Source organism: Acidaminococcus timonensis (assembly GCF_900106585.1).
In the GTDB taxonomy this organism is placed as follows: domain Bacteria; phylum Bacillota; class Negativicutes; order Acidaminococcales; family Acidaminococcaceae; genus Acidaminococcus; species Acidaminococcus timonensis.
Genome location: NZ_FNWH01000005.1, coordinates 61382 through 86104, shown reverse-complemented (window position 1 = coordinate 86104; position 24723 = coordinate 61382). Strand labels below are relative to the sequence as shown.

The following is a 24723-nucleotide window of genomic DNA, read 5'->3' as shown; positions in this document are numbered from 1 at the left end:
CTCCAGCTGGTGGCAATCAGCTGTGCTGGTAAAAATCGACGGGGTGTGAAAAAATGCTTTTTCACACCCCGTCACTAGTCACTAGTCACTAGTCACTAGCCGATGGAAGCCAGCTGACGCTAGCGAAATAAAGGCGCTGTGGATGATTTTTTCACAGCGCCTTTATTTTTGGGTATACTCCTTGAATAATGCACCATATAGTGATATAGTATACACTATATTAAAGAAATAACCGCCAATAGCGTAGAGCAAAGGAGCGTATACCATGGATAAGTCCAAAGCATATTTGTTGTGGTTCGAACAGCTGGAACGGAAAGACGTGGATATCGTAGGGGGGAAATCCTCTTCTCTGGGGGAAATGACTTCCAAGACGGATGTGCCCGTTCCCTATGGGTTCGCCACCACGGCCTATGCCTACCGGTACTTCATCAAGGAAACCGGCCTGGAGGAGCGGATGCGCACCCTGCTGGCCAGCCTCACCGATGTGGATGACAACGACCAGCTGAGCAGCGTATGCAGCCAGCTGCGGGCTGCCATCATGGAACAGGAAATGCCCCAGGATCTCCAGGATGCGATCCGCAGGGCATATGCGGAACTGGCCGATAAAATGGGGGAAAAAGCCCCTTACGTGGCTGTCCGTTCCAGCGCCACGGCGGAAGACCTGCCGGATGCCAGCTTCGCCGGCCAGCAGGATACCTACCTGAACGTACAGGGCGCTGACCAGGTCATCGCCAAGGTGAAGGAATGCTATGCTTCCTGCTTTACGGACCGGGCCGTGTACTACCGGGAAAAACAGGGCTATGACCATCTGTCCCTGGCGCTGTCCGCGGTGGTGCAGATGATGGTGTTCTCCAAAGCTGCCGGGGTCATGTTCACCGTGAACGTGGCCAACGGTGATGACCGGAACATCATGATCGAAGGTGCCTGGGGCCTGGGCGAATATGTGGTCGGCGGTGTGGTGACGCCGGATACCTACATTGTGTCCAAGGAGGATATGAAGATTCTGTCCGCCACGGTGAATGAACAGGACGTGATGCTGGTCCGCAAACAGGGCGGCGACACGGAAGAAGTGCCGGTGCCGGAAGCGGACAGAAAACGCCAGACCCTGACCAACCAGCAGATCCTGGAACTGGCCGGGTATGCCAGGAAAATCGAAGCCCATTACGGCTGCTACATGGATATGGAGTGGGGCATCGATGAACGGGATGGGAAGATCTGGATCCTTCAGGCCCGTCCGGAAACCGTATGGTCCCGGAGAAATAAGGAGAAGAAGGGGAAAACGGAGAAGGAACCCCAGAGCGCAGCCAATGCAAAGGTCCTTCTGAAAGGCCTGCCGGCCAGCCCGGGCATGGGCTACGGCAAGGTCCATGTGATTGCAGACCCCAAGGACATCGATGAATTCCAGGACGGCGAAATCCTGGTCACCGAAATGACCGCCCCTGACTGGGTTCCGGCCATGAAGAAGGCCCAGGCCATCGTTACCGACAGCGGCGGCATGACCTGCCACGCTTCCATCGTCAGCCGGGAACTGGGCATTCCCTGCATTGTAGGTACCAAGAGCCGGGGCCAGGCGGCCACCTCCGTCTTGAAGAACGGGGAAGAAATCACGGTGGATGCCAGTAACGGCGTGGTGTTTGCCGGCAACCTGCAGGTGAAGAAAGCAGAAGCAGCCGCAGCACCCCAGGCGGCCACCGTAGTGGCCCAGGAAACCTTCCCTGTGACCGGGACCCGGATCTACATGAACCTGGGGGATCCGGACCTGGCCGAGAAATACAGCCAGCTGCCCTGCGACGGAATCGGCCTGATGCGGGAAGAATTCATCTGGACCACCTATATCCACGAACATCCCCTGTATCTGATCAAGACCGGTCATCCGGAAAAAGTGGTGGATATGCTGGCAGAAGGGTTCCGCAAGGTATGTGCTGCCATGGCACCCCGGCCGGTGACCCTGCGGTTCAGCGATTTCAAGTCTACGGAATATCGGGACCTGAAGGGCGGGGAAGCATTCGAACCTCACGAACCCAGTGACCTGCTGGGCTGGAGAGGCGCTTCCCGGTACTACGACCCCAAATACACGGAAGCTTTCCGGCTGGAATGCAAAGCCGTGCGGAAAGTGCGGGAGGAATACGGTCTGAAGAACCTGAACGTGATGATCCCCTTCTGCCGTACCGTGGACGAAGCCCAGAAAGTGGTGGAAATCATGGCTGAAGAAGGGCTGCACAGAGGGCCTGATTTCAAGGTATGGCTCATGGCGGAAATCCCGGCCAACATCATCCTGGCGGATCAGTTCAACCAGTTCGTGGATGGGTATTCCATCGGTTCCAATGACCTGACCATGCTGATCCTGGGCTGCGACCGGAACAACGATGGCATTGCCCATCTGTTCGACGAACGGAATCTGGCCGTACGCAGGGCCATCCGTCACCTGATCGAAGTGGCCCACAGGGATGGAAAGACCGTTTCTCTCTGCGGCCAGGCTGCCAGCGTGTACCCGGATTTTGCTGCCTTCCTGGTGCAAAGTGGCATCGACAGCATGTCCGTGAACCCGGATGCGGTGAAGTTCACCAAAAAGATGGTTGCCCAGGTGGAACAGCGGCTGATCCTGGACAAACTCACCGGACGGGGCCGGAACCTGCACGATGAAGAACTGGCCTGGTAAGCAGTAACCCAAAGGGGCTCCTTGCACGGAGGCCCCTTTTCTCTTATAATGGAATCAGAATCCTTTGGAAGGGAGATGAGCCCCATTCCTCTGAGTGAAAGACAACGGAAAATCGCCGAAATCGTGCGCCAGGAAGGTCCTGTGGCGGGGGAAGCCATCGCCCGGGAACTGGGGCTCAGCCGGGCCGCTCTCCGGTCCGATCTGGCCATCCTGACCATGAGCGGTATCCTGGATGCCCGGCCCCGGGTAGGGTATTTCTACACCGGAAAGAATACCCTGGGACTGCTTCAGGAGGAACTGTCCTCCATTACGGTGGAGGACATCAAAAGCGTCCCCATTGTGGTCAGCAGCGACAAAAGTGCCTATGATGCCGCCATCACCATGTTCCTGGAAGATGTGGGAACGGTATTCGTGGTGGAAGGGCCGGAAGGGCTGCTCCATGGGGTGGTTTCCCGAAAAGACCTGCTGAAGGCAGCCATCACCCCCGGCTCGGACCTGCACCAGCTGCCTGTGGCCATGGTGATGACCCCGCTCAGCAAAATCGTCACAGCCGCGCCGGAAGAACCGGCGGCCTCGGCAGCCCGGCGGCTCATGGACAGCGAAATCGACTGCCTGCCTGTGGTGCGCCAGGTGGGGGATGACCCCCGCAAGCTGCAGCTGGTGGGCCGGGTGACCAAGACCAACTTTACCCGTCTTCTGGTAGAGCTGGCAGAAGGGAAGGGAGGAACCTATCATAGCTAAAGCACCGATCATCTATGCCATTTCAGACTCCATCGGCGAAACCTCGGAATCGGTGGTGAAGGCCACCACCAGCCAGTTCGTCCAGGAGAAATTCGATATCATCCGGGTGCCCTATGTGAAGAGCGTGGAGCAGATCAACAAGATCCTGACGGAAGCCAGGGAACAGAATGCCATTGTGTGCTATACCATCGTTTCTCCGGAAATGCGGAAAGCGGTGGCCCAGAAGGCCATCGAACTGGATGTGGAAGTGGTGGACATCCTGGGTCCTGTGCTGAAGGCCATCGAAAAGACCTCCGGCCTGCTGCCCAAGAACCAGCCCGGTCTGATCCACGCCCTGGACCATGAATACTTCAAACGGGTGGCAGCGGTGGAATTCGCCATCAAGTACGATGACGGAAAGAACCCCTGGGGCCTGGCCAAGGCCGACCTGGTGATCATCGGGGTGTCCAGGACTTCCAAGACGCCCCTTTCCATGTACCTGGCCAACAAACAGCTGAAGGTGGCCAACGTACCGCTGGTACCGGAGATCCCGCCGCCGGAGGAACTGTTCAAAGTGCCTTCCAGCCGGATCATCGGTCTTTTGATCGACCCCTTCAAGCTGAACGAGATCCGCTGTGCCCGGCTCAAGGCCATGGGCCTCACCGACGGGGCCAACTATGCCGATATCCACCGGATCCAGGAGGAACTGGAATATGCCCGGGCCATCATGCAGCAGCTCCATTGCATGATCATCAACGTGTCCAACCGGGCCATCGAGGAAACCGCCAGCCTGATCCTGGAATACCTGCGGAAACGGTTCGATTACGAATCCTGAAAACAGCGCTTTTTGCCTTGTCAAGAGGAAATCCCTGCAAAAGCAGGAATTTCCTCTTTTTCGTCGAATAAGAATACTATTGCAGAAAGAACAGGATGAGTTCCATGGATGACATGAAAGAGAAATTCGCCAATTTCAAAGAGCAGGTGCGTCAGGCAGCCGATCTGGTGAGCATCGTTTCAGAGACGGTGGCTCTGAAGCGGAAGGGCAGCCGGTATTGGGGCTGCTGCCCGTTCCATGGGGAAAAGACCCCCTCGTTTACGGTGGATCCGGCCAAGGGGCTGTTCCACTGCTTCGGCTGCGGGGCCGGAGGCGATGTGTTCTCCTATGTGATGAAACGGGACAACCTGACCTTTCCCGAGGCCTTGAAGCAGCTGGCGGGCAAGTACGGCATCCCGGTGCCGGAGCGGGCCAAGACTGCCCGGGAGATCGCCCGGGAAAAGGAAACCCGGGAGGTGCTGGAGGCCAACGACCTGGCGGCCCGGTTCTTTCATTCCTGTCTGGTGAACACCCACTACGGGCAGCTGGGCATCCAGTATCTGGCCGGCCGGGGCATTGGACGGGATATCATCGATTCCTTCGGCCTGGGCATGGCCCCGCCGGACTTCACCACCCTGGCCCGTGCCCTGGAAGGACGGGGCGTAAAGGAAGAGGTGCTGCTGAAGGCCGGGCTGGTGAACCGGCGGCAGACACGCGGAGTATACGACAAATTCCGGGAGCGGGTCATGATTCCCATCCGGGATCCCCGGAGCCGGGTGGTGGGGTTTACAGGACGGATCCTGAACAAGGAGGCCTCTCCGGCCAAATACATGAATACCGGGGAAACGGCCTGGTTCCACAAAGGAAACCTGCTGTTCGGCCTGGACCGGGCGGCTCCCGCCATCCGGAAACGGCAGCAGGCCCTGATCGTGGAAGGCCATATGGATGCCATCAGCCTCCATGCCGCCGGTATCGACTGGGCCGTGGCCTCCATGGGAACGGCCTTCACAGAGCATCAGGCGGCGCTCCTCAAACGGCTGACCCCGGAAGTGGTATTCTGCTTCGACAGTGACCGGGCCGGCCGGGCAGCAGCCATGCGGGCCATTCCCCTGGCGCTGCGGGCCGGGCTGAAATGCCGGGTGATGCACGTGACCGATGGAAAGGACCCGGATGAGTTCATCCGAAAGGAGGGCCGGACGGCGTTCGAAGAATTGCTGAAGAACGCCAAACCCGGTATGGACTATCAGGTGGATTCCACCCTGGCGGCCTGCGACACGGAGACCCTGGGGGGCAAAGTGGAAGCGGTGGCCCGGGTGCTACCCTTTTTTCTGGACTGCACCAGCGACGTGGAAGTGGGGGAGCGGATCCGGGACCTGGCCCGGCGGCTGTCCATCGATGAAGGGCTGATCCAGAGCGAATACCGGAAGCTGACCCACCAGGATGGGAAGCAAAAGCCGTTCAATCCGGAATGGCTGACCCAGAAGCAGGTGAAGCTGACCAACCCTACGGAACAGGCCGAGCGTCTGGTGTTGCGGGCGTTCCTGGAGGGCATTCCGCCCCAGCCCGGGCAGGAAGGAATCGCCAGCCTGGCCACCTTTACCACTCCGGCCCGGCAGGAAATCTTCCGGGCCTTTCTCCAGGCAGTCCAGCAGGGAACGCTGCAGGATCCCCGGGATCTGTTTGCCAGCCTTGGCCAGGAGGCCCAGACAGAACTGACCCGGATCCTGAGCTTGAATGTGCAGACGGAAACCCTTCCTTCCATCCTGACGGACTGCCTGAACCGGCTGCAGGTGGCAGCCCTTGATAAAGAATATGAAAAACACAGTCAGCTGGCGGAAAAGTATGAAAAAGAGGGAAATGAAAAATTTTTGCAGGAATTAGAGGAATGTCGGCGAATAAAAATGGAGATAGGGAAATTGGCAAATCCGGTCCAGTGACCGGAACTGTCTGTTTTTCTCATTTGGTAGAAAGGAGGGAACGCCCCAATGACTGAAAAAGAAAAGAAAGAATTGGAGCCGCAGGTGTCTCAGAGCGTGACATCGAAAGAAAGACAGAGTGAGGCGAAAACCACTACGGCGGGGAAAGCCAAGGCTGTTCCAAAAAAGAAGAAGGCGGCAAAAACCACGGGAAAGGCGGGTTCAGCAACGAAAAGCAAGAGCAGGACGAGCAAAAAAGATAAGCCCAAGACCGCGGCGGAGTATTTAGCCGAGTTTGAAGCGCTGGCCAAAAAGAATCATGGCGTTCTCACCTATAAAGAGATTCAGGACCGGATGCAGAACGTAGATGATGTGTCTGTTGATCAAATGGATGCCATCTATTCCAAACTGGCTGAAAAGAACATTGAAGTGGTCGATGACGGTTCCGAAGACGAAGAACCGGATACAATCGATGAAGATGAACTGAAGGTGGATGAATCGGAACTGGCCAACCTGTCCGTTCCGGAAGGGGTCATCGTCGATGATCCGGTCCGCATGTACCTGAAGGAAATCGGCCGGGTACCCCTGCTGGCCGGGGATGATGAGATCAAACTGGCCAAACGGGCCGATAAGGGCAACCAGGCCAAGGCCATCCTGAAGGGGGAACAACCCGACGGAGAATTCGAACCGGTGAACAAGCGCCTGTCCGTGGGCAAATTGCTGGAACAGGCCAATGACCTGCTGACCCGGGAAAGCGTATGGGTGGACAACCGGAGCGTTTCCCTGGCTTACAAGAGGGCCCAGATGCTGGCCAACACCGATCATGTACTGGATCATGATCAGTACCAGGATCTGATTACCGCTTTCACCATGGACGAAAAAAAGCGGTTGAACCGGCTGCTCACGGAAAATAAGTACAAAGTAATGCATGACGTGAAAACGGTGGACCTCCCCAAAGGGGAAGAAGCTGACAAAAGCTATCTGGGGACCCTGCAGGAACTGTTCACAGTGATCGAGGACAAGGCTGCCCACCAGAAGGTGGATGAAGACCTGCAGAAACAGATCGAGGAAGCCCGGAAAAAGTTCAACCGGCTGCTCCACCGCATGGAATTCTGCGGGGACAATGCCAAGAAATGCCTGTCCGAAGCCAACCTGCGTCTGGTAGTCAGCATTGCCAAACGATATGTGGGCCGGGGGATGCTGTTCCTGGATCTGATCCAGGAAGGGAACCTGGGGCTAATCAAGGCCGTGGAAAAGTTCGACTACAACAAGGGCTTCAAGTTCAGTACGTATGCCACCTGGTGGATCCGGCAGGCCATCACCCGTGCCATCGCTGACCAGGCCCGGACCATCCGGATCCCGGTGCACATGGTGGAAACCATCAACAAGCTGGTGCGGGTATCCCGTCAGCTGCTGCAGGAACTGGGCCGGGAACCCACTCCGGAGGAAATCGCCAAAGAAATGGATGTGCCTGTGGAACGGGTCCGGGAAATCCAGAAGATCGCCCAGGAACCGGTTTCCCTGGAAACACCCATCGGCGAAGAAGAAGATTCCCATCTGGGGGACTTCATCGAAGACCAGGAAGCACCGTCTCCGGCTGATGCAGCTTCGTATACCCTGCTGCAGGAACAGCTGGGCAAGGTCCTGCAGGAACACCTGAGCGCCCGGGAACGGCGGGTGCTGGAACTGCGGTTCGGCCTGCTGGACGGACGGACCCGTACCCTGGAAGAAGTGGGCCAGTATTTCGGGGTCACCCGGGAACGGATCCGGCAGATCGAAGCCAAGGCCCTGCGCAAGCTGCGGAGCCCGAAACGGAGCAAACCGCTGAAGGAATTCCTGGAATGATTGACAGGGATTTGCTTCCTGTTATATAATTTTTGCATTGGGCCTATAGCTCAGCGGTAGAGCCCCCGGCTCATAACCGGTTGGTCCTTGGTTCGAATCCAAGTGGGCCCACCAACTGCGAACCTTCCGGCGGAACTTGACAAGTTCCGCCGGATTTGTTATAGTTCCTCTGTAATACGCAATGAAGGAGTTGGCATCCCGGAGCGTTCGCTTCACAAGAGAGGCTGCCTTGGGCAGCAAACAGGGTGGAACCGCGGAACAACCTCCCGTCCCTGTAATGTAGAGTATCCTGTCTATATTACAGAGACGGGAGTTTTTGTATAGGAGGAGAGAAAATGGATTTTCAAACCATCATTTTGAACTTGCAGAAGTACTGGGCCAACCAGGGCTGCATCATGGCACAACCCTACGACGTGGAAAAGGGCGCCGGCACCATGAACCCTTCCACCTTCCTGCGGGTACTGGGGCCTGAACCCTGGAACGTGTGCTATGTGGAACCTTCCCGTCGTCCGGCTGACGGCCGGTACGGCGACAACCCCAACCGGCTGTACCAGCATCACCAGTTCCAGGTGATCATGCAGCCGTCCCCCTGCAACATCCAGGAACTGTACCTGGAAAGCCTGCGGGAACTGGGCATCCATCCGGAAGAACATGATATCCGGTTCGTGGAAGACAACTGGGAATCTCCCACCCTGGGCGCCTGGGGCATGGGCTGGGAAGTCTGGCTGGACGGGATGGAAATCACCCAGTTCACCTACTTCCAGCAGGTAGGCTCCATCGACATCAAACCGGTGGCTGTGGAAATCACCTACGGCCTGGAACGGCTGGCCATGTACATCCAGGGCGTGGAAAATGTCTACGACCTGCAGTGGGTGGGGAATGTGACCTACGGTGACGTATTCCACACCAACGAAGTGGAACAGTCCCGGTACAGCTTCGACATTGCCGATATCGACCTGCTGTTCGATCTGTTCGACAAGTACGAAAAGGAAGCCAAACGGGTCATCCTCACCGGCAACATCCGTCCGGCCTACGACTATGTGCTGAAATGCTCCCACACCTTCAACCTGCTGGATGCCCGGGGTGCCATCAGCGTCAGCGAACGGACCAACTACATCTCTCGGGTGCGGGCACTGGCTCGTCTGTGCGCTGCGGCCTATGTGGAACAACGGGAAAAACTGGGTTTCCCCATGCTGAAGAGAGGGTAAGGAATCATGGCAAATTTATTATATGAAATCGGAACGGAAGAAATGCCGGCCCAATACATGCCCGGCATCCTGAAGGAATACAGGGAACTGGCTGCCAAAAAGCTGGAGGAAGCCCGCATCCCCTTCAAAGATGTGAAGGTCTATGGTACGCCCCGGCGGATGGCTTTTGTGGCCTCTGAGGTAGCGGACAAACAGGAAGACAGCACCGTGGAAAGCAAGGGGCCGTCCCTGAAAATTGCCTTCGACGGCGACGGCAATGCCACCCGGGCTGCCCAGGGCTTTGCCCGGGGCCAGGGTGTGGACGTAAAGGACCTGGTCCAGAAAGATGGCTATGTGTACGCCATCAAACACCTGGCAGGCAAAAAGACGGAAGAACTGCTGCCGGCCATCCTGGACGACATCCTCCATTCCCTGACCTTCCCCAAGACCATGCGGTGGGCGGATTACGACTTCGGGTTCGTCCGTCCCTTCCGCTGGATGGTGGCTCTCCTGGACGACAAAGTGATCCCGGTGGAAGCCAACGATGTGAAGAGCGGAAACCAGGCCCGGGGCCATCGGTTCCTGAGCAACCACCTGATCACCATTCCTGACGCTGCCTCCTATGTGAAGACCCTGGAAGACAACTTCGTCATGGTGGATGTGGACAAACGCCGGGCTACCATCAGGAAGCAGATCGAAGACCTGGCTGCCGCCGAAGGGGGCAGGGCGGCCATTTCTCCCGACCTGCTGGAAGAAGTCACCTTCCTGGTGGAATGGCCTACGGCTCTGTGCGGCCATATCGATGACAAGTACCTGCGGCTGCCGGACTGCGCCATCATCACCCCCATGCGGGACCATCAGCGCTACTTCCCCATGTTCGATAAAGATGGCAAGCTGATGCCCAAGTTCATCACCGTCCGCAACGGCGGCAAGGAACATCTGGACATCGTGACCCACGGCAACGAACGGGTGCTGCGGGCTCGTCTGGACGATGCGGTGTTCTTCTTCGACAACGACCGGAAGAAGTCTCTGGCACAGCATCGGGAAGCCCTGCACGAAGTGGCTTTCCAGCATGGGCTGGGCAATATGTACGACAAGACCGAGCGGCTGCAGAAGCTGTGTGACGAGCTGGTGAAAGCCACCGGTCTCCCCGTGGATGCCCAGGCTGTGGAACGGGCAGCACTTCTGTCCAAAGCGGATCTGGTCACCGGCATGGTCACTGAATTCACCGAACTCCAGGGCACCATGGGCAGGGAATATGCCCTGCTGGACAATGAAGGGGAAAAAGTGGCCCAGGCCATCGGGGAACAGTACATGCCCCGGTTCGCCGGCGATGAACTGCCCCAGAGCAACGAAGGCCGGATCCTGGCTGTAGCCGACAAGCTGGACAACATCGTAGCCACCTTCAGCCGGGGTCAGGCTCCCACCGGTTCCCAGGACCCCTACGCCCTGCGTCGTCAGGCTCTGGGCATCCTGAACATTGTGGCCGATGGAGGGGTGCACTTCCCGCTCCGGGCCGTGCTGGCAGAAACCCTGAAGAACCTGCCGGTGGAAGTGGAAAAGGAAGACCAGCTGCTGGATGAAGTGGTGGACTTCTTCGCCCAGCGGGCCAAGAACATGCTGCTGGACCAGGGTGTGCGTTACGATGTGGTGGATGCAGTGCTGGGTGCCAGCGTGGATGATCTGGCCGAAATCTTCGACCGGGCTGCAGCTCTCACCCGGTATCTGGAAAGTGACAAAGCCGCAGACAGCATCCAGGCCTTTACCCGGGTGGAGAACATCAGCAGGAATAATGTGGTGGAAGCCCCTGTGGACGTGGCGCTGTTCCAGGATGACGCCGAAAAGGATCTGTTCGAAGCGGTGGAAAAGGTGGCTGGGGAAACGGCTGCCCTGGCCAAAGAACGGAAATTCGCCGACCTGCTGGCTGCCAATGATGTACTGGCCGCTCCGGTGAACGCCTTCTTCGATGCGGTCATGGTCATGGACAAGGACGAGAAGGTGAAGAACAACCGTCTGGCCCTGCTGAACCAGGTGAAGAAACAGGTGAACCAGGTGGCCGATCTGAGCCAACTGGTGATGAAATAAGAGAACGCTCCGATCCGCCCTGCGGACAGAGAAAGAAAGCGGTACAGCCGCTGCTGAAGGGAACTCAAAAGACTGTGAAGGTCCTGCCATGGGTTGGCAGGACCTTCACAGTCTTTTTTTGCGGGAAGCAATGTCTCCTGGGAAAAGATTGGCACGCAATCATTATGTATGACAGGATATATAGAATGATTGTACTTTACAGAAAAGTGGCAGGATGATAAAATGACACATATCCATATAATAATACAGAATTAAGCAAAAATACCCAAAACAGGGGAGGAAATGATATGGAAAGAAGATTGAAGGAAAAAATCCTGCGGGAGCTGTCTTGTGACAAAATGTCCACGGGGGGGACGTTAAGAGAAAGAACCGCTTTTCTGGCGGCAGCGGCCCTCATGGTTTCAGGGATGTCTGGCACCGTTGCGGCTGCAGACAAGGACATTGTGGACAAGGGCGCACAGCCCATTGCTTACGATATCAGTCCGGTCAACGACGGGACCAATATTGCCATCGGCAAGAATGCCAAGGTCTTTATCGGTGGCGGGACCCAGGAATCCATGCTTTCGTTTGGAGAAGAGGTCAAGGGGTCCGGCAGCATGCACATCCATGATAACAACCATGCGAAGCAGAATCTGCCGGAAGCCATCGCCGTGGGGACGAATTCTTATGCCCGCACAGGAGCTATTGAAATCGGGGCCCACACGTTGGCTGAAAAACAAATCGCCATTGGGGATACCACGGCGGACCAACTGCGTCAGTTTGGTGTAGCCTCCACCACGCTGGGGACCAATTCCTATACCGGCGGTGGCTTTGCTACTACCATTGGCAGCTATAATGTACAAACTAATCAGTATGAAGCAAAAAATGGATGGGATACGTTATTCAATGCGACGAAAAATGCATTTTCTACGGTTATCGGCACCTTTAATTCCAATGAATCCATGACAGGAAGCAGCAGCAGCGGCGTCGCCAATATGATTTCCGGTATGGCCAACAAAGTGACCAACAGCAACGGGGCCATTGTCATGGGGGCCGGAAATAGTGTAAAAGAATCAAGCAGCTACATTGATGCCTCTCCTTACAGTACGCACTTTGACTCTGTTGCCGATATGCAGAAAGCTTTGATGGATGGTGTTGCCAAAAGTGCGGGCGGTGCTACCCTGGTCATCGGCGGTGCCAACAGCGCTGAAAAGACACAGAACTCGCAAATCATGGGCGTGGGGAACTCCATGAAATCGACGACTTACAAGAAAGTACAGTACAACTATCTGGATGGGTTCAACAGTTCCATTACCGATGCCAGCCATGTAAAGGTGCTGGGACAAAGCGTCACCATCAGCAAAGAGGCAGATTCCAATACGGTCATCGGCGATTATCGCACCGTAGCAGAAGGCCAGACCCATAACGTGATTATCGGCAATGCTGATGAAAAGGCGCCGCTGACGACTTCCCATAAAGAAACGGTCATCCTGGGTTTCAACGCCAATGCCTCTTTTAACGGCAGTGTGGCTCTTGGTGCCGGTTCCCTTGCCGACACGGAGGCAGGGATCTTTGGCTGGGACCCTGGGACGCAGCAGGCAAGCACCTTGGATTCTCCTGTATGGAAATCTTCCTGGGCAGCCGTCTCCGTAGGGGACAGCACCCATACCCGGCAGATTACCCGGGTGGCAGCAGGTTCTGCGGATACGGATGCGGTGAACGTGGCACAGCTGAAAGCTGCCATGGAAAATGCAGCTCCCAAATTGGAACTGCTGGCGGGGGACGGCATTAAAATCGAAAAAGATTCTGCAGGCAAGCGTTATACCATCAGTGCCAATCTGACTGGGGGAGAAACGGCGACCGACAGCACAAAAGTGGAACCCAAGACGGAAGGCACGGGCTCTGGATCCGGCGATTCCCAGGAAACAGTCCCGGGGAACGGGAAACCCTTGGAAATCTTGGCAGAAACCAAGGCCACCAAATTTGCCGCAGATGAGGGGTCTGCAGCGGTCAAACCTTCGGAAACCCTGCATGTCGCAGGAGATGGGAAGAACCTGTCAACCAAAGTGGAAGGGAATACCCTTTCCGTGAATCTGAAAAAAGACCTTGCCGTGGACAGCGTAACCGCAGGGGGAACGAAACTTTCCTCTGATGGGGTAACCATTGCCGGCGGTCCTTCTATGACAAAGGATGGGCTGGATGCCGGAAGTAAAAAAATCACCAACGTGGCAGCGGGAACGGAAGAGACGGATGGAGTGAACTATGGACAGCTGAAAGGCGTGGAAAACCGGGTGGAAGAAAATAGGTTCTATAATAAATGTTGGGGTCTTGTGGACACTCCTGTTCACAAGACCCCTTGTCTTACGATAAAATAAAGACATATCTAAGCTACATTTCACCTCAACCACCACGAAGAACTGAAAGGAGAATAGATATGTCTTTCTTTCATTTTATCGAAAAAAGCTTCCATTGGGAAGAGGGTTCCATAAAAGAATTTGAAAAATTGGGATCCAGCCTCCTCCTTTACGTGGAATTCACTTCTACAGCTTCTCGTTGCCCCTACTGTCATCATAAAATTCTTCATATTAAGGACTATCGGGACCAAAAAGTCCTCTTAGGGCACTGGAACACCCATCCTGTTTCTGCTATTGTTCATAAAAGAAGATTTTTTTGCCCTTGCTGCCATAAGACATTTTATGAAAAAATTCCTGGCGTCGAGCATTACCAGCGGCGTTCTAACGATGTAAAGAACAGCATCATCCAAGCCTGTTCTGAACTGGCGAGCTTTAAAGCTATTGCCAGAAGCCATGGTGTCTCTGTTTCCACCGTAATCCGGTATTTTGATGGACTTACTTTTAAAAGGCCTCTCCATCTGCCTGAAGTTCTTTCTTTAGACGAATTTCGTGGGAACGCTCATGGGCAAAGATACCAGGTCGCTGTGAATGACCCTCAGCGTCATGAAACTCTCGATATTTTGCCAAAGAGGACAGCGCTGGAATTGATTCGTTATTTTAGCCAATTTTCAAGAGCAGAGCGATTGAAAGTAAAATTTGTCGTAATGGACCTTTCGTCACTTTTCCGCAAGGTCATCAGAGCGATGTTTCCTGGTGCAACAATTATTGGTGACCGATTCCACATACAGAGACTGGTCATTTGGGCGCTTGAACGGGTTAGGAAAAATGTACAAAAGTTATTCGACGAAAAAAGAATTTATTTCAAGAGAAACAAACATATCTTGAACAAGAGGGGTGATCGTCTGACAGAAGAAGAACTGGCCAGCCTTCGGGAAATCTTGAAGCAGTCTTCAGAATTACAGAGAGCCTATGCCTTAAAAGAGGCATTCTTTAAGGTGTTTTCTATGAAAGAACGGTCTGCTGTTGCTTCATTCTTATCTCGTTGGTTATCATTAGTCGAAGAAAGTGGGGTTGAAGAATTCAAGAGTGTTATAAAGACGTTCACTGATTGGAAGACAGAGATTTTGGAAGGATTGAGTCAAGCGTATTCGAATGGTTTTACGGAAGGAATGAACAATAAGATTAAGGTGTTAAAGAGAGTAGCATTTGGTTTTCGCAACTTTGAACGATTCCGTTCTCGGATTTTACTGCTTTCGATGGTGAAATTAAAATAAAAACAGACGTGAGCAAAAATCGCTCACGTCCGTGTGTGGTAGATGAATTGGAGCTTACCCCAACATTTGACAAAGAACCAGAAAATACCCGGAACATCAACCAGGTCAACGGCCGGGTCTCCAAACTGGACAGCCGTCTGAACAAAGTGGGGGCCGGGGCTGCGGCACTGGCAGCACTCCATCCCCAGGATTTCAATCCTGATGACAAATGGGATTTCGCCGTAGGCTTCGGCAATTACCGAGATGCCAATGCCATGGCTCTGGGTGCTTTCTATCGCCCGGATGATCGGACTATGTTCAGTGTGGCCGGGAACTTCGGCAATGGAGAAAATATGGTCAACGCAGGGATCAGCGTGAAACTGGGGAAAAACAGCCCCTATGCGGGTATGGACCGGCAGGCCATGATCCATCGTCTGGCCAGCCAGGACCGGGAACTGGAGGCACAGAACCAGCGGATCGCCAAACTGGAACAGCTGGTGGCACAGCTGATGGCGAAGTAAAGGACGACAAGAAGGCAAAGGGAGTGTGAAAAAATGGTTTTTCACACCCCGTCACTAGTCACTAGTCACTAGTCTCTAGTCACTAGCCGATGGAAGCTAGCTGACGCTAGCAAAATAAAGGCGCTGTGGATGATTTTTTCACAGCGCCCTTTAATTTGGCGGCCAATCACACCTGCTGCTTCTGCCGGGGCCACCGTTTCTTCACGAATTCCAGGAAACGCTTCAGCGCCGGGAACTGCTCCGGATTCCGGTTCCAGACAAAATTCACGTGGCCGATGGCAATCTGCTTTACGGGAATGGCCACCAGGTTCTTTTCATCCCGGGCGAACTCCTCGGACAAAAAGCCCACCGCTGCCTGGTGCCGGATGTATTCCAGGATGGTGAACACCTGGGAAGTCTGGTGGAGAATAGGGGGATGGATCTGACAGGCGGCAAAGAGCCGGCGCAGATACCGGGTCTGGCCGAAGGTATCTTTGAACAGGACAAGGGGTTCCTGGGCCAGATCCATCAGATCCACTGCTTTTCGTCCGGCCAGGGGATGGTCTTTGTGGACGAACAGCATCAGGAGGCTGTCTTTGACCACGTAGCAGGAATAGGGCTTTTCCGGCAGATGGGTGGTGACACAAAGGGCCACATCGATCTCGTGCTGCTCTAGAAGGGAGTAGAGGATGGGGCCGGTGGCTTCGGTAGTCTGGATCCGCATCCTGGGAAAAGCATCCAGGAAGGCCCGGTGCAGACCGGGGAACAGGGTGTTGCCGCACATGGGCACCAGGCCGATGCGCAGCAGGGTTTCCCCGGAGCCCAGGGAACGGGCCGTTTCTTCCAGGGTTTCGTACTGTTTCTGGAATTTCCGGGCCTGCTCCAGGAATACCTGTCCGGCGGGGGTGAGGATGAGGGCATTGTGCCTTCGTTCCCACAGGGGCGTTCCACAATGGGCTTCCAGCTCCCGGATGGCTTTGCTGAGGCCGGGCTGGGAGAGATGCAGCTCCTCAGCGGCCCTGGTGAAATTCATGTAGTGGCAGGCAGTGATGAAATAGCGGATTTGATCTGGAGTAATGGACATGGGGCGACCTCCTGATTCTTTTGGGTTTGCCAAACTTTTTGTTAGTCTGGATGAATGACTGAAAGTTCACAAAATACGGCTCCTATAGTATAGTAATACCATGAAACGACGAGACCGTCCATGGGATTTTGGAACCTGGAAGAAAGAAGGAGAAACAATGGAAAGGAAAATCTACAAAATTGCAGTCATCGGAGGAGACGGCATCGGGCCGGAAGTGCTGGCGGAAGGCATCAAGGTGCTGAACCGGACGGCGGAACTGGATGGTTCTTTTGCCTTTGACTTTACGTATTTTCCCTGGGGATGCCAGTATTATCTGGAACACGGGGAAATGATGCCGGAAGACGGAATCGAACAGCTGTCCCGTTTTGATGCCATTTACCTGGGGGCCGTGGGCTATCCCGGGGTGCCGGACCATATTTCTCTGCGGGGCCTCCTGATCAGGATCCGCAAGAGCTTTGACCAGTATGTGAACCTGCGGCCGGTGAAGTTGCTGAAAGGGGCTCCCTGTCCCCTGGCCGGCGTGAAGCGGGAGGACATCGACATGGTCTTTGTCCGGGAAAACAGCGAAGGGGAATATGCCGGGGCCGGCGCCTGGCTGTATAAGGATACCCCCCGGGAAGTGGTGATCCAGGACAGTGTATTCTCCCGGTTCGGCACGGAACGGATCATCCGGTATGCCTTTGAGCTGGCCCGGAAGGAACATAAATCCCTGACCAGCATTTCCAAGGGGAATGCGTTGAACTATTCCATGGTGTTCTGGGATCAGATCTTTGCCGAAGTGGGTAAGGAATATCCTGATGTGGAAACCCATTCCTACCTGGTGGATGCGGCCAGTATGTTCATGGTGAAAGACCCCAAACGGTACGGGATCATCGTGTGTTCCAACCTGTTCGGCGACATCCTTACCGACCTGGGCGCCGCCATTTCTGGTGGCATGGGACTGGCAGCCGGGGCCAACCTGAACCCGGAACGGAAGTATCCTTCCATGTTCGAACCCATCCATGGCAGTGCACCGGACATTGCCGGTCAGGGCAAGGCCAACCCCCTGGCTTCCATCTGGTCCGCCAGCCAGATGCTGGATTTCTTCGGGCATAAGGACTGGGGAAAGAAACTGATTGATATTATCGAAGAGATGATGGTGGAAAAGAAGGTCCTGACCCCGGATATGGGCGGAACGGCCACCACGGAAGAAGTGGGGGACGAAGCAGTCCGGCTGTTGGAGAAATAAAAAACAAGGCTGTTGCACTGGACATGCAGCAGCCTTGTTTTTATTTGCACTGATGGAATGCCTGGGCCAGGTCGTCCCGCAGGTCTTCTTTGTCTTCCAGTCCTACGGAGAACCGGAGCAGGGTGTGAGTAATGCCTTTCTCCTCTGCTTCTTCCGGGGTCAGGTCCGCATGGGTCTGGGTAATGGGATAGGTCAGGAGGCTTTCGGTGCCTCCCAGGCTTTCGGCAAACTGGATCAGACGGATGCTTTGCAGGATGGTCTTTACGTAGGCTTCTTTCTTTACGTAGAAGGAAATCATGCCCCCGAAGCCGCTAGCCTGTTTTTTCTGGATGGCATAGCCGGGATGCTGGGGCAGGCCGGGATACAGCACCTTTTCCACGATGGGCTGTTCTTCCAGCCACTGGGCCAGGTACAGGGCGTTTTCCTGGTGCTGTTTCATGCGCACGGGCAGGGTCTTCAGGCTGCGCAGCAGCAGCCAGCTGTCGAACACGCTGAGCACGGCGCCGGTGGTCTTATAGATGGTACGCAGCCGGGCAGCCACGTCCGGGTCTTTGCTGATCACGCAGCCGGCCAGCAGGTCGTTGTGGCCGGACAGGTATTTGGTGGCACTGTGGAGCACGATATCGGCACCCAGGGTCAGGGGCTGCTGGAAATACGGGGACAGGAAGGTGTTGTCCACGATGACCAGCAGGCCGTGTTTGTGGGCCAGGGCGCTGAGGGCTTCCAGGTCCGTGATTTCCATGGTGGGGTTGGTGGGCGTCTCCAGGTAGATGGCCTTTGTGTTGGGCCGGATGGCCTTTTCTACGGCATCCAGATCGCAGGTGTGGACCGCCGTGAAGGTCATCCCATAGGGTTCATAGGTCTTTTCGAACAGCCGGAAGGAACCGCCGTACAGATCAAAGCCGGTCACGATGTGGTCACCGGATCTGAACAGGCGCATCACGGCGTCGATGGCGGCCATGCCGGAGGAAAAGCACAGGGCATCGACACCGGCTTCCAGGGTGGAAAGGACTTTTTCCAGGCGGGCATGGGTGGGATTGGATTCACGGGTGTAGGCCCAGCCGGTGGACTGGCCAAGGCCGGGGTGGGCAAAAGTGGATGTGAGATACAACGCAGGGGAAACGGCACCGGTGGCATCGTTGGGGCCGCTCCCGTGGATACAGGCAGTGGTGAATTTCATGACAGGGTTCCTCCTTACAGGTGCATGGCAGCACCAAAACTATACCAATATAATAGACAATCAATTCCCTTATACAATACTGTTTCCCAGGGCCATTTGTCAAGGGCGGAGAAGGGCCTGGAGACAGGGAAAAGCCCGGTAACCGGTTTTCTATTTATCCGACCTGTGATATAATCTTTAGGTAAAACTGGTTTCAGCGGGTAATGACGGCCTGCTGGAATAGATTTTCGATAGGCGGTGAAAAAAATGAGCGTTACAGTCAATGATGTAAAGCATATCGCGAATCTGTGCCGGTTAAATGTTCCGGACGATGAAATGGACAAGTTCGTTGAACAGTTCAACCAGATTTTGAATTATGCTGAAATCTTAAAGAAAGTGGATACCACGGGAATCGAACCTTCTCCCTATGTGCTCCCCATCAGCAATGTGCTGCGGGAAGATGTTCCGGTCCAGAGTCTGTCCCATGAGGATGCCATGAAGAATGCACCGGAGGAATATGAAGGCGGCTTCAAAGTTCCCCGGGTGATCGAATAAGAGGAGGCAGAACAGTGGCACTGTATAGAGAAACTGCACATGAGCTCCACGACAAGCTGGTCAAGAAAGAAATCAGCTCCGTGGAACTGACGAAAGCGGTCTGCGACCGGATCGACGAAGTGGAAGATCAGGTCAAGGCCTATATTACGTTGGATAAAGAAAACGCGCTGGCCCAGGCTGCCAAAGTGGACAAGATGATCGCTGCCGGCGAATCCATCAAACCCCTGGCCGGGATCCCCGGCGCCATCAAAGATAACATCAGTGTGAAGGGCGTGCGCATGACCTGCGCTTCCAAGATCCTGGAAAACTTCACGCCGGTGTATGATGCCCACGTCATCGAAAACCTGCGGAAAGAGGAAACCATTTTCCTGGGCAAGACCAACATGGATGAATTCGCCATGGGGTCCACCACGGAAACGTCCCATTTCCAGATTACCCATAACCCCTGGGATCTGACCCGTGTACCCGGCGGTTCCTCTGGCGGCAGCGCTGCATCCATCGCAGCCGGGGAAGCCATCTGGTCCCTGGGCTCCGATACGGGCGGTTCCATCCGGCAGCCGGCCTTCTTCAACGGCTGCGTCGGTCTGAAACCCACCTACGGCCGGGTTTCCCGGTATGGCTGCGTGGCTTTCGCCTCCTCCCTGGATCAGATCGGGCCCATCACCCGTGATGTGACGGATGCGGCTCTGGTATTGAATACCATCAGCGGCCTGGATGCCCATGACTCCACCAGCTATGACGCTCCTGTCCCTGATTACACCAAGGCCCTGCGTCAGGACGTGAAAGACCTGACCATCGGCCTGCCCAAGGAATACTTTGGGAAAGGCACCGATCCCAAAGTGGCTGCCCAGATCAAACTGGCTGCCAAAAAGTTCGAAGAACTGGGTGCCCATGTGGTCGAAGTGTCCCTGCCTCATACGGAATATGCCGTCATCACGTATTACATCATCGCTCCGGCTGAAGCTTCCGCCAACCTGGGTCGTTTCGACGGCGTACGGTACGGCTTCCGGGAAACTTCCGCAGAAAGCGCTCCGGAAATGATGCGCAAGACCCGTACGGAAGGCTTCGGCAAGGAAGTCCGCCGCCGGATCATGCTGGGGACCTATGTACTGAGCTCCGGCTACTATGACGCCTACTACAACAAAGCCATGCAGGTGCGGACCCTGATCCGTCAGGACTTCGCAGACGCCTTCAAGAAGTGCGACCTGCTGCTGACCCCCACCTCCCCTGTGGTGGCTTATCCGCTGGATGCCAAGATGGATCCTCTGACGGTCTACATGCTGGACGTGACCACCATTCCGGTGAACATGGCCGGTCTGCCCGGGATCTCCATCCCCTGCGGTTTCGTAGACAACATGCCTGTGGGCGCTCAGCTCATCGGCAAAGCACTGGGCGAAGAAACCCTGCTGCGGGCTGCCTACACCTTTGAACAGGCTACGGATTTCCATAAAGCCGTGGCACCTCTGGGAGGGTTGAAATAATGACAGAATATACTACCGTAATCGGTCTGGAAGTCCATGCAGAACTGAAAACCAAGACCAAGGCTTTCTGCTCCTGCTCTACGGAATTCGGCGGTGCTCCCAACACCCACGTATGCCCGGTCTGCCTGGGTATGCCCGGGGCTCTGCCTGTGATCAACAAGCAAATGGTGGAATTTGCCCTGCGCTTTGCACTGGCTGTGAACTGCGAAATCCAGCGCTACAGCAAATTCGATCGGAAGAACTACTACTACCCGGATCTGGCCAAAGCCTACCAGATTTCCCAGTTCTATCAGCCTATTGCCCTGAAGGGCCATCTGGATGTGAACGTGGACGGGAAGACCAAACGGATCGGCATCACCCGGATCCATATGGAAGAAGATGCCGGGAAACTGGTGCATTCCGGTGCTTCCATCAGCACGTCCGAGTTTTCCGCGGTTGACTACAACCGGGCTGGCGTTCCCCTGATCGAAATCGTATCCGAACCGGATATGCGGTCTGCGGCAGAAGCCCGTGCCTATATGGAAAAACTCCGTGCCTATCTGCAGTACACCGGCGTCTGCGACGGAAAGATGCAAGAAGGTTCCATGCGCTGCGATGCCAACATTTCCATCATGCCGGTGGGTTCCAAGGAATTCGGCACCCGTGCTGAAATCAAGAACCTGAACTCTTTCAAAGCCCTGGAACGGGCCATTGAATACGAAGTGGAACGGCAGAAGGAAATCCTGGAAGACGGCGGCCATGTGGTCCAGGAAACCCGTACCTGGGACGATGCCCAGGGCATGACCTTCTCCATGCGGAGCAAGGAAGAAGCCCACGACTACCGGTATTTCCCGGAACCCGACCTGGCCCCCATCATCATTGAAAAAGAATGGGTGGAAAAAGCCAAGAGCGAACTGCCGGAACTGCCGGATGCCCGGAAAGCCCGTCTGATGAACGAAAAAGGCCTGGACGACTACTCTGCTGAACTGATCGTAGCCGACAAGAAGATGGCCGAATACTTCGATGCCGCCGCTGCGGAAACCGATGACGCCAAAGGCGTGGCCAACTGGATCCTGGGCGATGTGTCCGCTTACCTGAACAGCAACAACTGCGGTATCGGCGACTTCCCTGTTTCCCCGGCTCACCTGGGACAGATGGTTGCCCTGATCAAGAAGGGCGTGCTGTCCAGCAAGCTGGCCAAGAAGGTCTTCGCTGAAATGCTGAAAAAGGATGAAGCTCCTGCCACCCTGGTGAAGAAACTGGGCCTGGAACAGGTCAGCGATGAAGGTGCTATCCAGAAGATGGTGGACGAAGTCATTGCCGCCAACCCGCAATCCGTTGCGGATTACAAAGCCGGCAAGGACAAGGCCATCGGCTTCCTGGTGGGCCAGATCATGAAGAAATCCCGCGGCAAAGCCAACCCGGGCATGGTCAACAAACTGATCATCAAGACCATCAAAGGTGAATAAGGAAAGAAATGCGACCATGAACCATGTGTCATGAGCCTGTGGAAAGGATCCGCCCGGCAGGGCGGATCCTTTTCTGTTATGGAAAATGTCATAGAAAAGCCCTCTTTTTTTCGTGGAAATCTGGTAAAATAAGCCATTACGAAAGGAGGGGTGGGGATGTTCCAGTCCATTTTGAAAAACGGACGGCTGTGGCGGTTCCTGCTGGTGATGGCCCTGCTGCCCGGGCTGTTTGCCGGCCAGTTCGGCAATTCCCTGCAGCACCGTATCAGCCGGTTCCTGAGCCGATATTCCCAGCCGGCCCCCCAGCTGGCGCTGCTCCGGTGGCCGGAAAATCTGCAGGCCGTCCGCTACGAACTGGAAATCTTCTCCTACGTACCGGACAGCCTGGATCCCCGGCTCCCGGTGGATACCGTCCTTTACCGGAATGATGAACTCTACGGGAACCAGCTCCTCCTGGATGAAAAACAACTGCCCGGTCTGGAGGAGGAACAGCCTCTTTTCTGGCGGGTGCGGCCTCTGGATATGGAGGGTGCCCCCATTGGGGCCTATTCTTCCGTCCGGGAATTAAGAACATTCCTCCAGCGCAATCACCGCTATGCTCCGGAACCCCGGCCCACGGTCAAACCGGGTCCGGGTACCCGGCTGCTGTATCCGGTGTATTCTTACACCGCCCTGCCCGGTGCCGCCCAGTACGAAGTGGAGGTCCTGGATGACCTGCCGCAGCAGCTGGACGGGATCCTGCCCTCCGCCCATCGGGTCTATGCAGAAATCACCGAATTGACGGACCTGTACGACAAACAGCCCCGGATCGGTACCTGCTACTGGCGGGTGCGGGGCCTGGACAGGCGGGGCCTGCCCGTGGGTGAATGGAGCCTGCCTCAGAAAATCAGCCTGGACCCGGACGAGGGGATCCAGGTGGGTATCTACGGAGACAGCATTTCCCACGGCGGCGGACATATGTCCTTCAGTCCTTCAGATTTTGCCTACAGCTACAGCTCGTATATATCGGTACCCACCGTGAATCTTTCGGAAAGCGGAGATACCAGCCAAATGATGGTGGAACGATTCGAAAAAGACGTGCTGCCCTTCCATCTGAAGACCCTGCTGATCATGGGCGGTACCAACAGCCTGCGGGATGGGACCGCGCCGGAGAAAGTGATCGCCGATTTGAAGAAGCTGCAGGCACTGTGCCGGGAAAACGGGATCACGCCGGTGCTCCTGACCCTGGCACCCATCAATCCGGATAACATCCAGCGGGCTTTCGACGAAGAATCGGATCCCCACTGGCAGGAGGCATTTGCCAAAGTGAATGAATATATCCGCAGCCAGCCCCACATCGATGTGGCGGCCCCTTTCGAGGCCATGGGGACGGAACTTCCTACAGAAATGGCCTTGGACGGACTCCATGGAGATGTTACAATGAAGAAGATCATGGGGGAGACCATCAACCATCATTTACAGGAGTTCCTGTAATCGCTTGCATCCAAAGGACCTGTCCCTCCCGGGGCAGGTCCTTTCCATAAGCTGCAGACTAATGACTAGAGACTAGTGACTGCCAGAAAGGAGGAAGCCATGGACAGCCAGCCCATCAAAGATTTCTGCCGCAGCCTGGGACTGCCGGCTGTGGGGATCGCTCCCAACCGGCTGCCGGAACCGGAGCAGCCTCCGGACATCTGTCCCCTGGCGGCTGGGAAGGGACCGGAACGGTACGATCTGACCGGGGTGCTGCCCGGCTGTCAGGCAGCCGTGGTCGTCCTGTTTCCCTATTACCAGCCGCCGGTGGAGGGGGCCAACCTGTCCCTGTACTGCCAGTTCCCCGATTATCACGGAATCATCCGGCAGTACCTGGACCGCGTCGCTGCCTGGCTGGGCCAGCACTGGCCCGGGAGCCGGCAGGCGGCCATTGTGGATACGTCGGTGCTGGCCGAACGGCAGCTGGCCGTAGAAGCGGGACTGGGCTTTGAGGGGGATAACGGGTGCCTGATCCATGGAACCTGGGGTTCCTGGTGTTTCATCGGGGCGGTGCTTACCACCCTGCCTCTGGAACCGGATGCCCCTCACAGAAGGGAATGCTGCCACTGCGGCGCCTGTGCCCGGCACTGTCCCGGCGGCTGCTTTGCCAGCGGACGGTACGATTACCGGGTCTGCAAGTCCTACCTGACACAGAAGAAGGGAGAACTCACACCGGAAGAAATCGCCATCCTGCGGAAGACGCCGCTGGTGTTTGGCTGTGACGAATGCCAGCGCTGCTGCCCCCACAATGCACAGGTTCCCGTGACCCCCATACCAGAATTCAAAATGCGGCGCCAGGCCCGGCTGACAGCCCGGGAACTGGAAAATTTGACCAACCGGCAGTTCAAGGAAAAATACGGCGAGCGGGCTTTTGCCTGGCGGGGGAAGAAACTCCTGCTGCGGAACCTGGCCCTGCTGGACGAGTGATACATAAAAGATGATCG

At 55.7% G+C, this 24723-nt stretch carries 18 protein-coding genes and 1 tRNA gene; 17 read left to right on the top strand and 2 right to left on the bottom strand.

What is annotated here, in order from left to right:
* Positions 1-265: 265 nt before the first annotated feature.
* The 11 genes from ppsA to BQ5462_RS02270 all read left to right on the top strand — a co-directional run bounded on the left by ppsA (position 266) and on the right by BQ5462_RS02270 (position 15333).
* Positions 266-2659: a phosphoenolpyruvate synthase gene (gene ppsA / locus BQ5462_RS02320; RefSeq protein ID WP_071141839.1), complete on the top strand. Its 2394-nt coding sequence runs from the start codon at positions 266-268 to the stop codon at positions 2657-2659.
* Positions 2660-2734: 75 nt separating this feature from the next.
* Positions 2735-3400 carry a transcriptional regulator CcpN gene (locus BQ5462_RS02315; RefSeq protein ID WP_071141838.1) on the top strand — a complete coding sequence of 222 codons (666 nt, stop codon included), beginning with the start codon at positions 2735-2737 and terminating at the stop codon, positions 3398-3400.
* A complete protein-coding gene (locus BQ5462_RS02310) occupies positions 3393-4214 on the top strand; it encodes a pyruvate, water dikinase regulatory protein (RefSeq protein WP_071141837.1) in 822 nt (273 codons plus the stop codon). The genes BQ5462_RS02315 and BQ5462_RS02310 overlap by 8 nt, the downstream gene beginning before the upstream one ends.
* A gap of 104 nt (positions 4215-4318) precedes the next feature.
* Complete coding sequence (dnaG, locus tag BQ5462_RS02305; RefSeq protein WP_071142120.1) at positions 4319-6130, top strand: DNA primase; 1812 nt, start codon at positions 4319-4321, stop codon at positions 6128-6130.
* Between the two features lie 48 nt (positions 6131-6178).
* The gene (gene rpoD / locus BQ5462_RS11545) at positions 6179-7954 is read left to right on the top strand and encodes an RNA polymerase sigma factor RpoD (RefSeq protein WP_071141836.1); all 1776 of its coding nucleotides are present in this window, start codon (positions 6179-6181) and stop codon (positions 7952-7954) included.
* 39 nt (positions 7955-7993) lie between these two features.
* Positions 7994-8068, top strand: a tRNA-Ile gene (locus tag BQ5462_RS02295).
* Positions 8069-8289: 221 nt separating this feature from the next.
* Positions 8290-9162 (top strand): glycine--tRNA ligase subunit alpha, encoded by an 873-nt coding sequence (glyQ, locus tag BQ5462_RS02290; RefSeq protein ID WP_071141835.1) that lies wholly within the window; start codon positions 8290-8292, stop codon positions 9160-9162.
* A gap of 6 nt (positions 9163-9168) precedes the next feature.
* On the top strand, positions 9169-11226 hold the full coding sequence (gene glyS, locus BQ5462_RS02285) for a glycine--tRNA ligase subunit beta (protein ID WP_071141834.1): 2058 nt from the start codon (positions 9169-9171) through the stop codon (positions 11224-11226).
* 287 nt (positions 11227-11513) lie between these two features.
* Positions 11514-13580, top strand: coding sequence for a hypothetical protein (locus tag BQ5462_RS02280; protein ID WP_071141833.1), 2067 nt, complete (start codon positions 11514-11516; stop codon positions 13578-13580).
* Between the two features lie 59 nt (positions 13581-13639).
* Positions 13640-14833 (top strand): ISL3 family transposase, encoded by a 1194-nt coding sequence (locus BQ5462_RS02275; protein WP_071141821.1) that lies wholly within the window; start codon positions 13640-13642, stop codon positions 14831-14833.
* A gap of 47 nt (positions 14834-14880) precedes the next feature.
* Positions 14881-15333, top strand: coding sequence for a YadA-like family protein (locus BQ5462_RS02270; protein WP_071141832.1), 453 nt, complete (start codon positions 14881-14883; stop codon positions 15331-15333).
* 166 nt (positions 15334-15499) lie between these two features.
* Here the strand turns inward: BQ5462_RS02270 and BQ5462_RS02265 are convergent, their stop codons facing one another.
* Positions 15500-16396, bottom strand: coding sequence for a LysR family transcriptional regulator (locus BQ5462_RS02265; protein ID WP_071141831.1), 897 nt, complete (start codon positions 16394-16396; stop codon positions 15500-15502).
* Positions 16397-16553: 157 nt separating this feature from the next.
* Between BQ5462_RS02265 and BQ5462_RS02260 the strand changes: the two genes are divergently transcribed.
* Positions 16554-17624, top strand: coding sequence for a tartrate dehydrogenase (locus tag BQ5462_RS02260; RefSeq protein ID WP_071141830.1), 1071 nt, complete (start codon positions 16554-16556; stop codon positions 17622-17624).
* Between the two features lie 40 nt (positions 17625-17664).
* On the opposite strand, the gene BQ5462_RS02255 is transcribed toward BQ5462_RS02260, so the two are convergent.
* Positions 17665-18804: a trans-sulfuration enzyme family protein gene (locus BQ5462_RS02255; RefSeq protein ID WP_071141829.1), complete on the bottom strand. Its 1140-nt coding sequence runs from the start codon at positions 18802-18804 to the stop codon at positions 17665-17667.
* A gap of 246 nt (positions 18805-19050) precedes the next feature.
* Between BQ5462_RS02255 and gatC the strand changes: the two genes are divergently transcribed.
* The 5 genes from gatC (at position 19051) to BQ5462_RS02230 (ending at position 24706) form a co-directional block, all read left to right on the top strand.
* Positions 19051-19338: an Asp-tRNA(Asn)/Glu-tRNA(Gln) amidotransferase subunit GatC gene (gatC, locus tag BQ5462_RS02250; protein WP_071141828.1), complete on the top strand. Its 288-nt coding sequence runs from the start codon at positions 19051-19053 to the stop codon at positions 19336-19338.
* Between the two features lie 14 nt (positions 19339-19352).
* Complete coding sequence (gatA, locus tag BQ5462_RS02245; protein WP_071141827.1) at positions 19353-20819, top strand: Asp-tRNA(Asn)/Glu-tRNA(Gln) amidotransferase subunit GatA; 1467 nt, start codon at positions 19353-19355, stop codon at positions 20817-20819.
* Complete coding sequence (gatB, locus tag BQ5462_RS02240; protein ID WP_071141826.1) at positions 20819-22267, top strand: Asp-tRNA(Asn)/Glu-tRNA(Gln) amidotransferase subunit GatB; 1449 nt, start codon at positions 20819-20821, stop codon at positions 22265-22267. The genes gatA and gatB overlap by 1 nt, the downstream gene beginning before the upstream one ends.
* A gap of 156 nt (positions 22268-22423) precedes the next feature.
* Positions 22424-23740: an SGNH/GDSL hydrolase family protein gene (locus BQ5462_RS02235; protein ID WP_071141825.1), complete on the top strand. Its 1317-nt coding sequence runs from the start codon at positions 22424-22426 to the stop codon at positions 23738-23740.
* 99 nt (positions 23741-23839) lie between these two features.
* Positions 23840-24706, top strand: coding sequence for an epoxyqueuosine reductase (locus BQ5462_RS02230; RefSeq protein WP_071141824.1), 867 nt, complete (start codon positions 23840-23842; stop codon positions 24704-24706).
* Positions 24707-24723 lie beyond the last annotated feature (17 nt).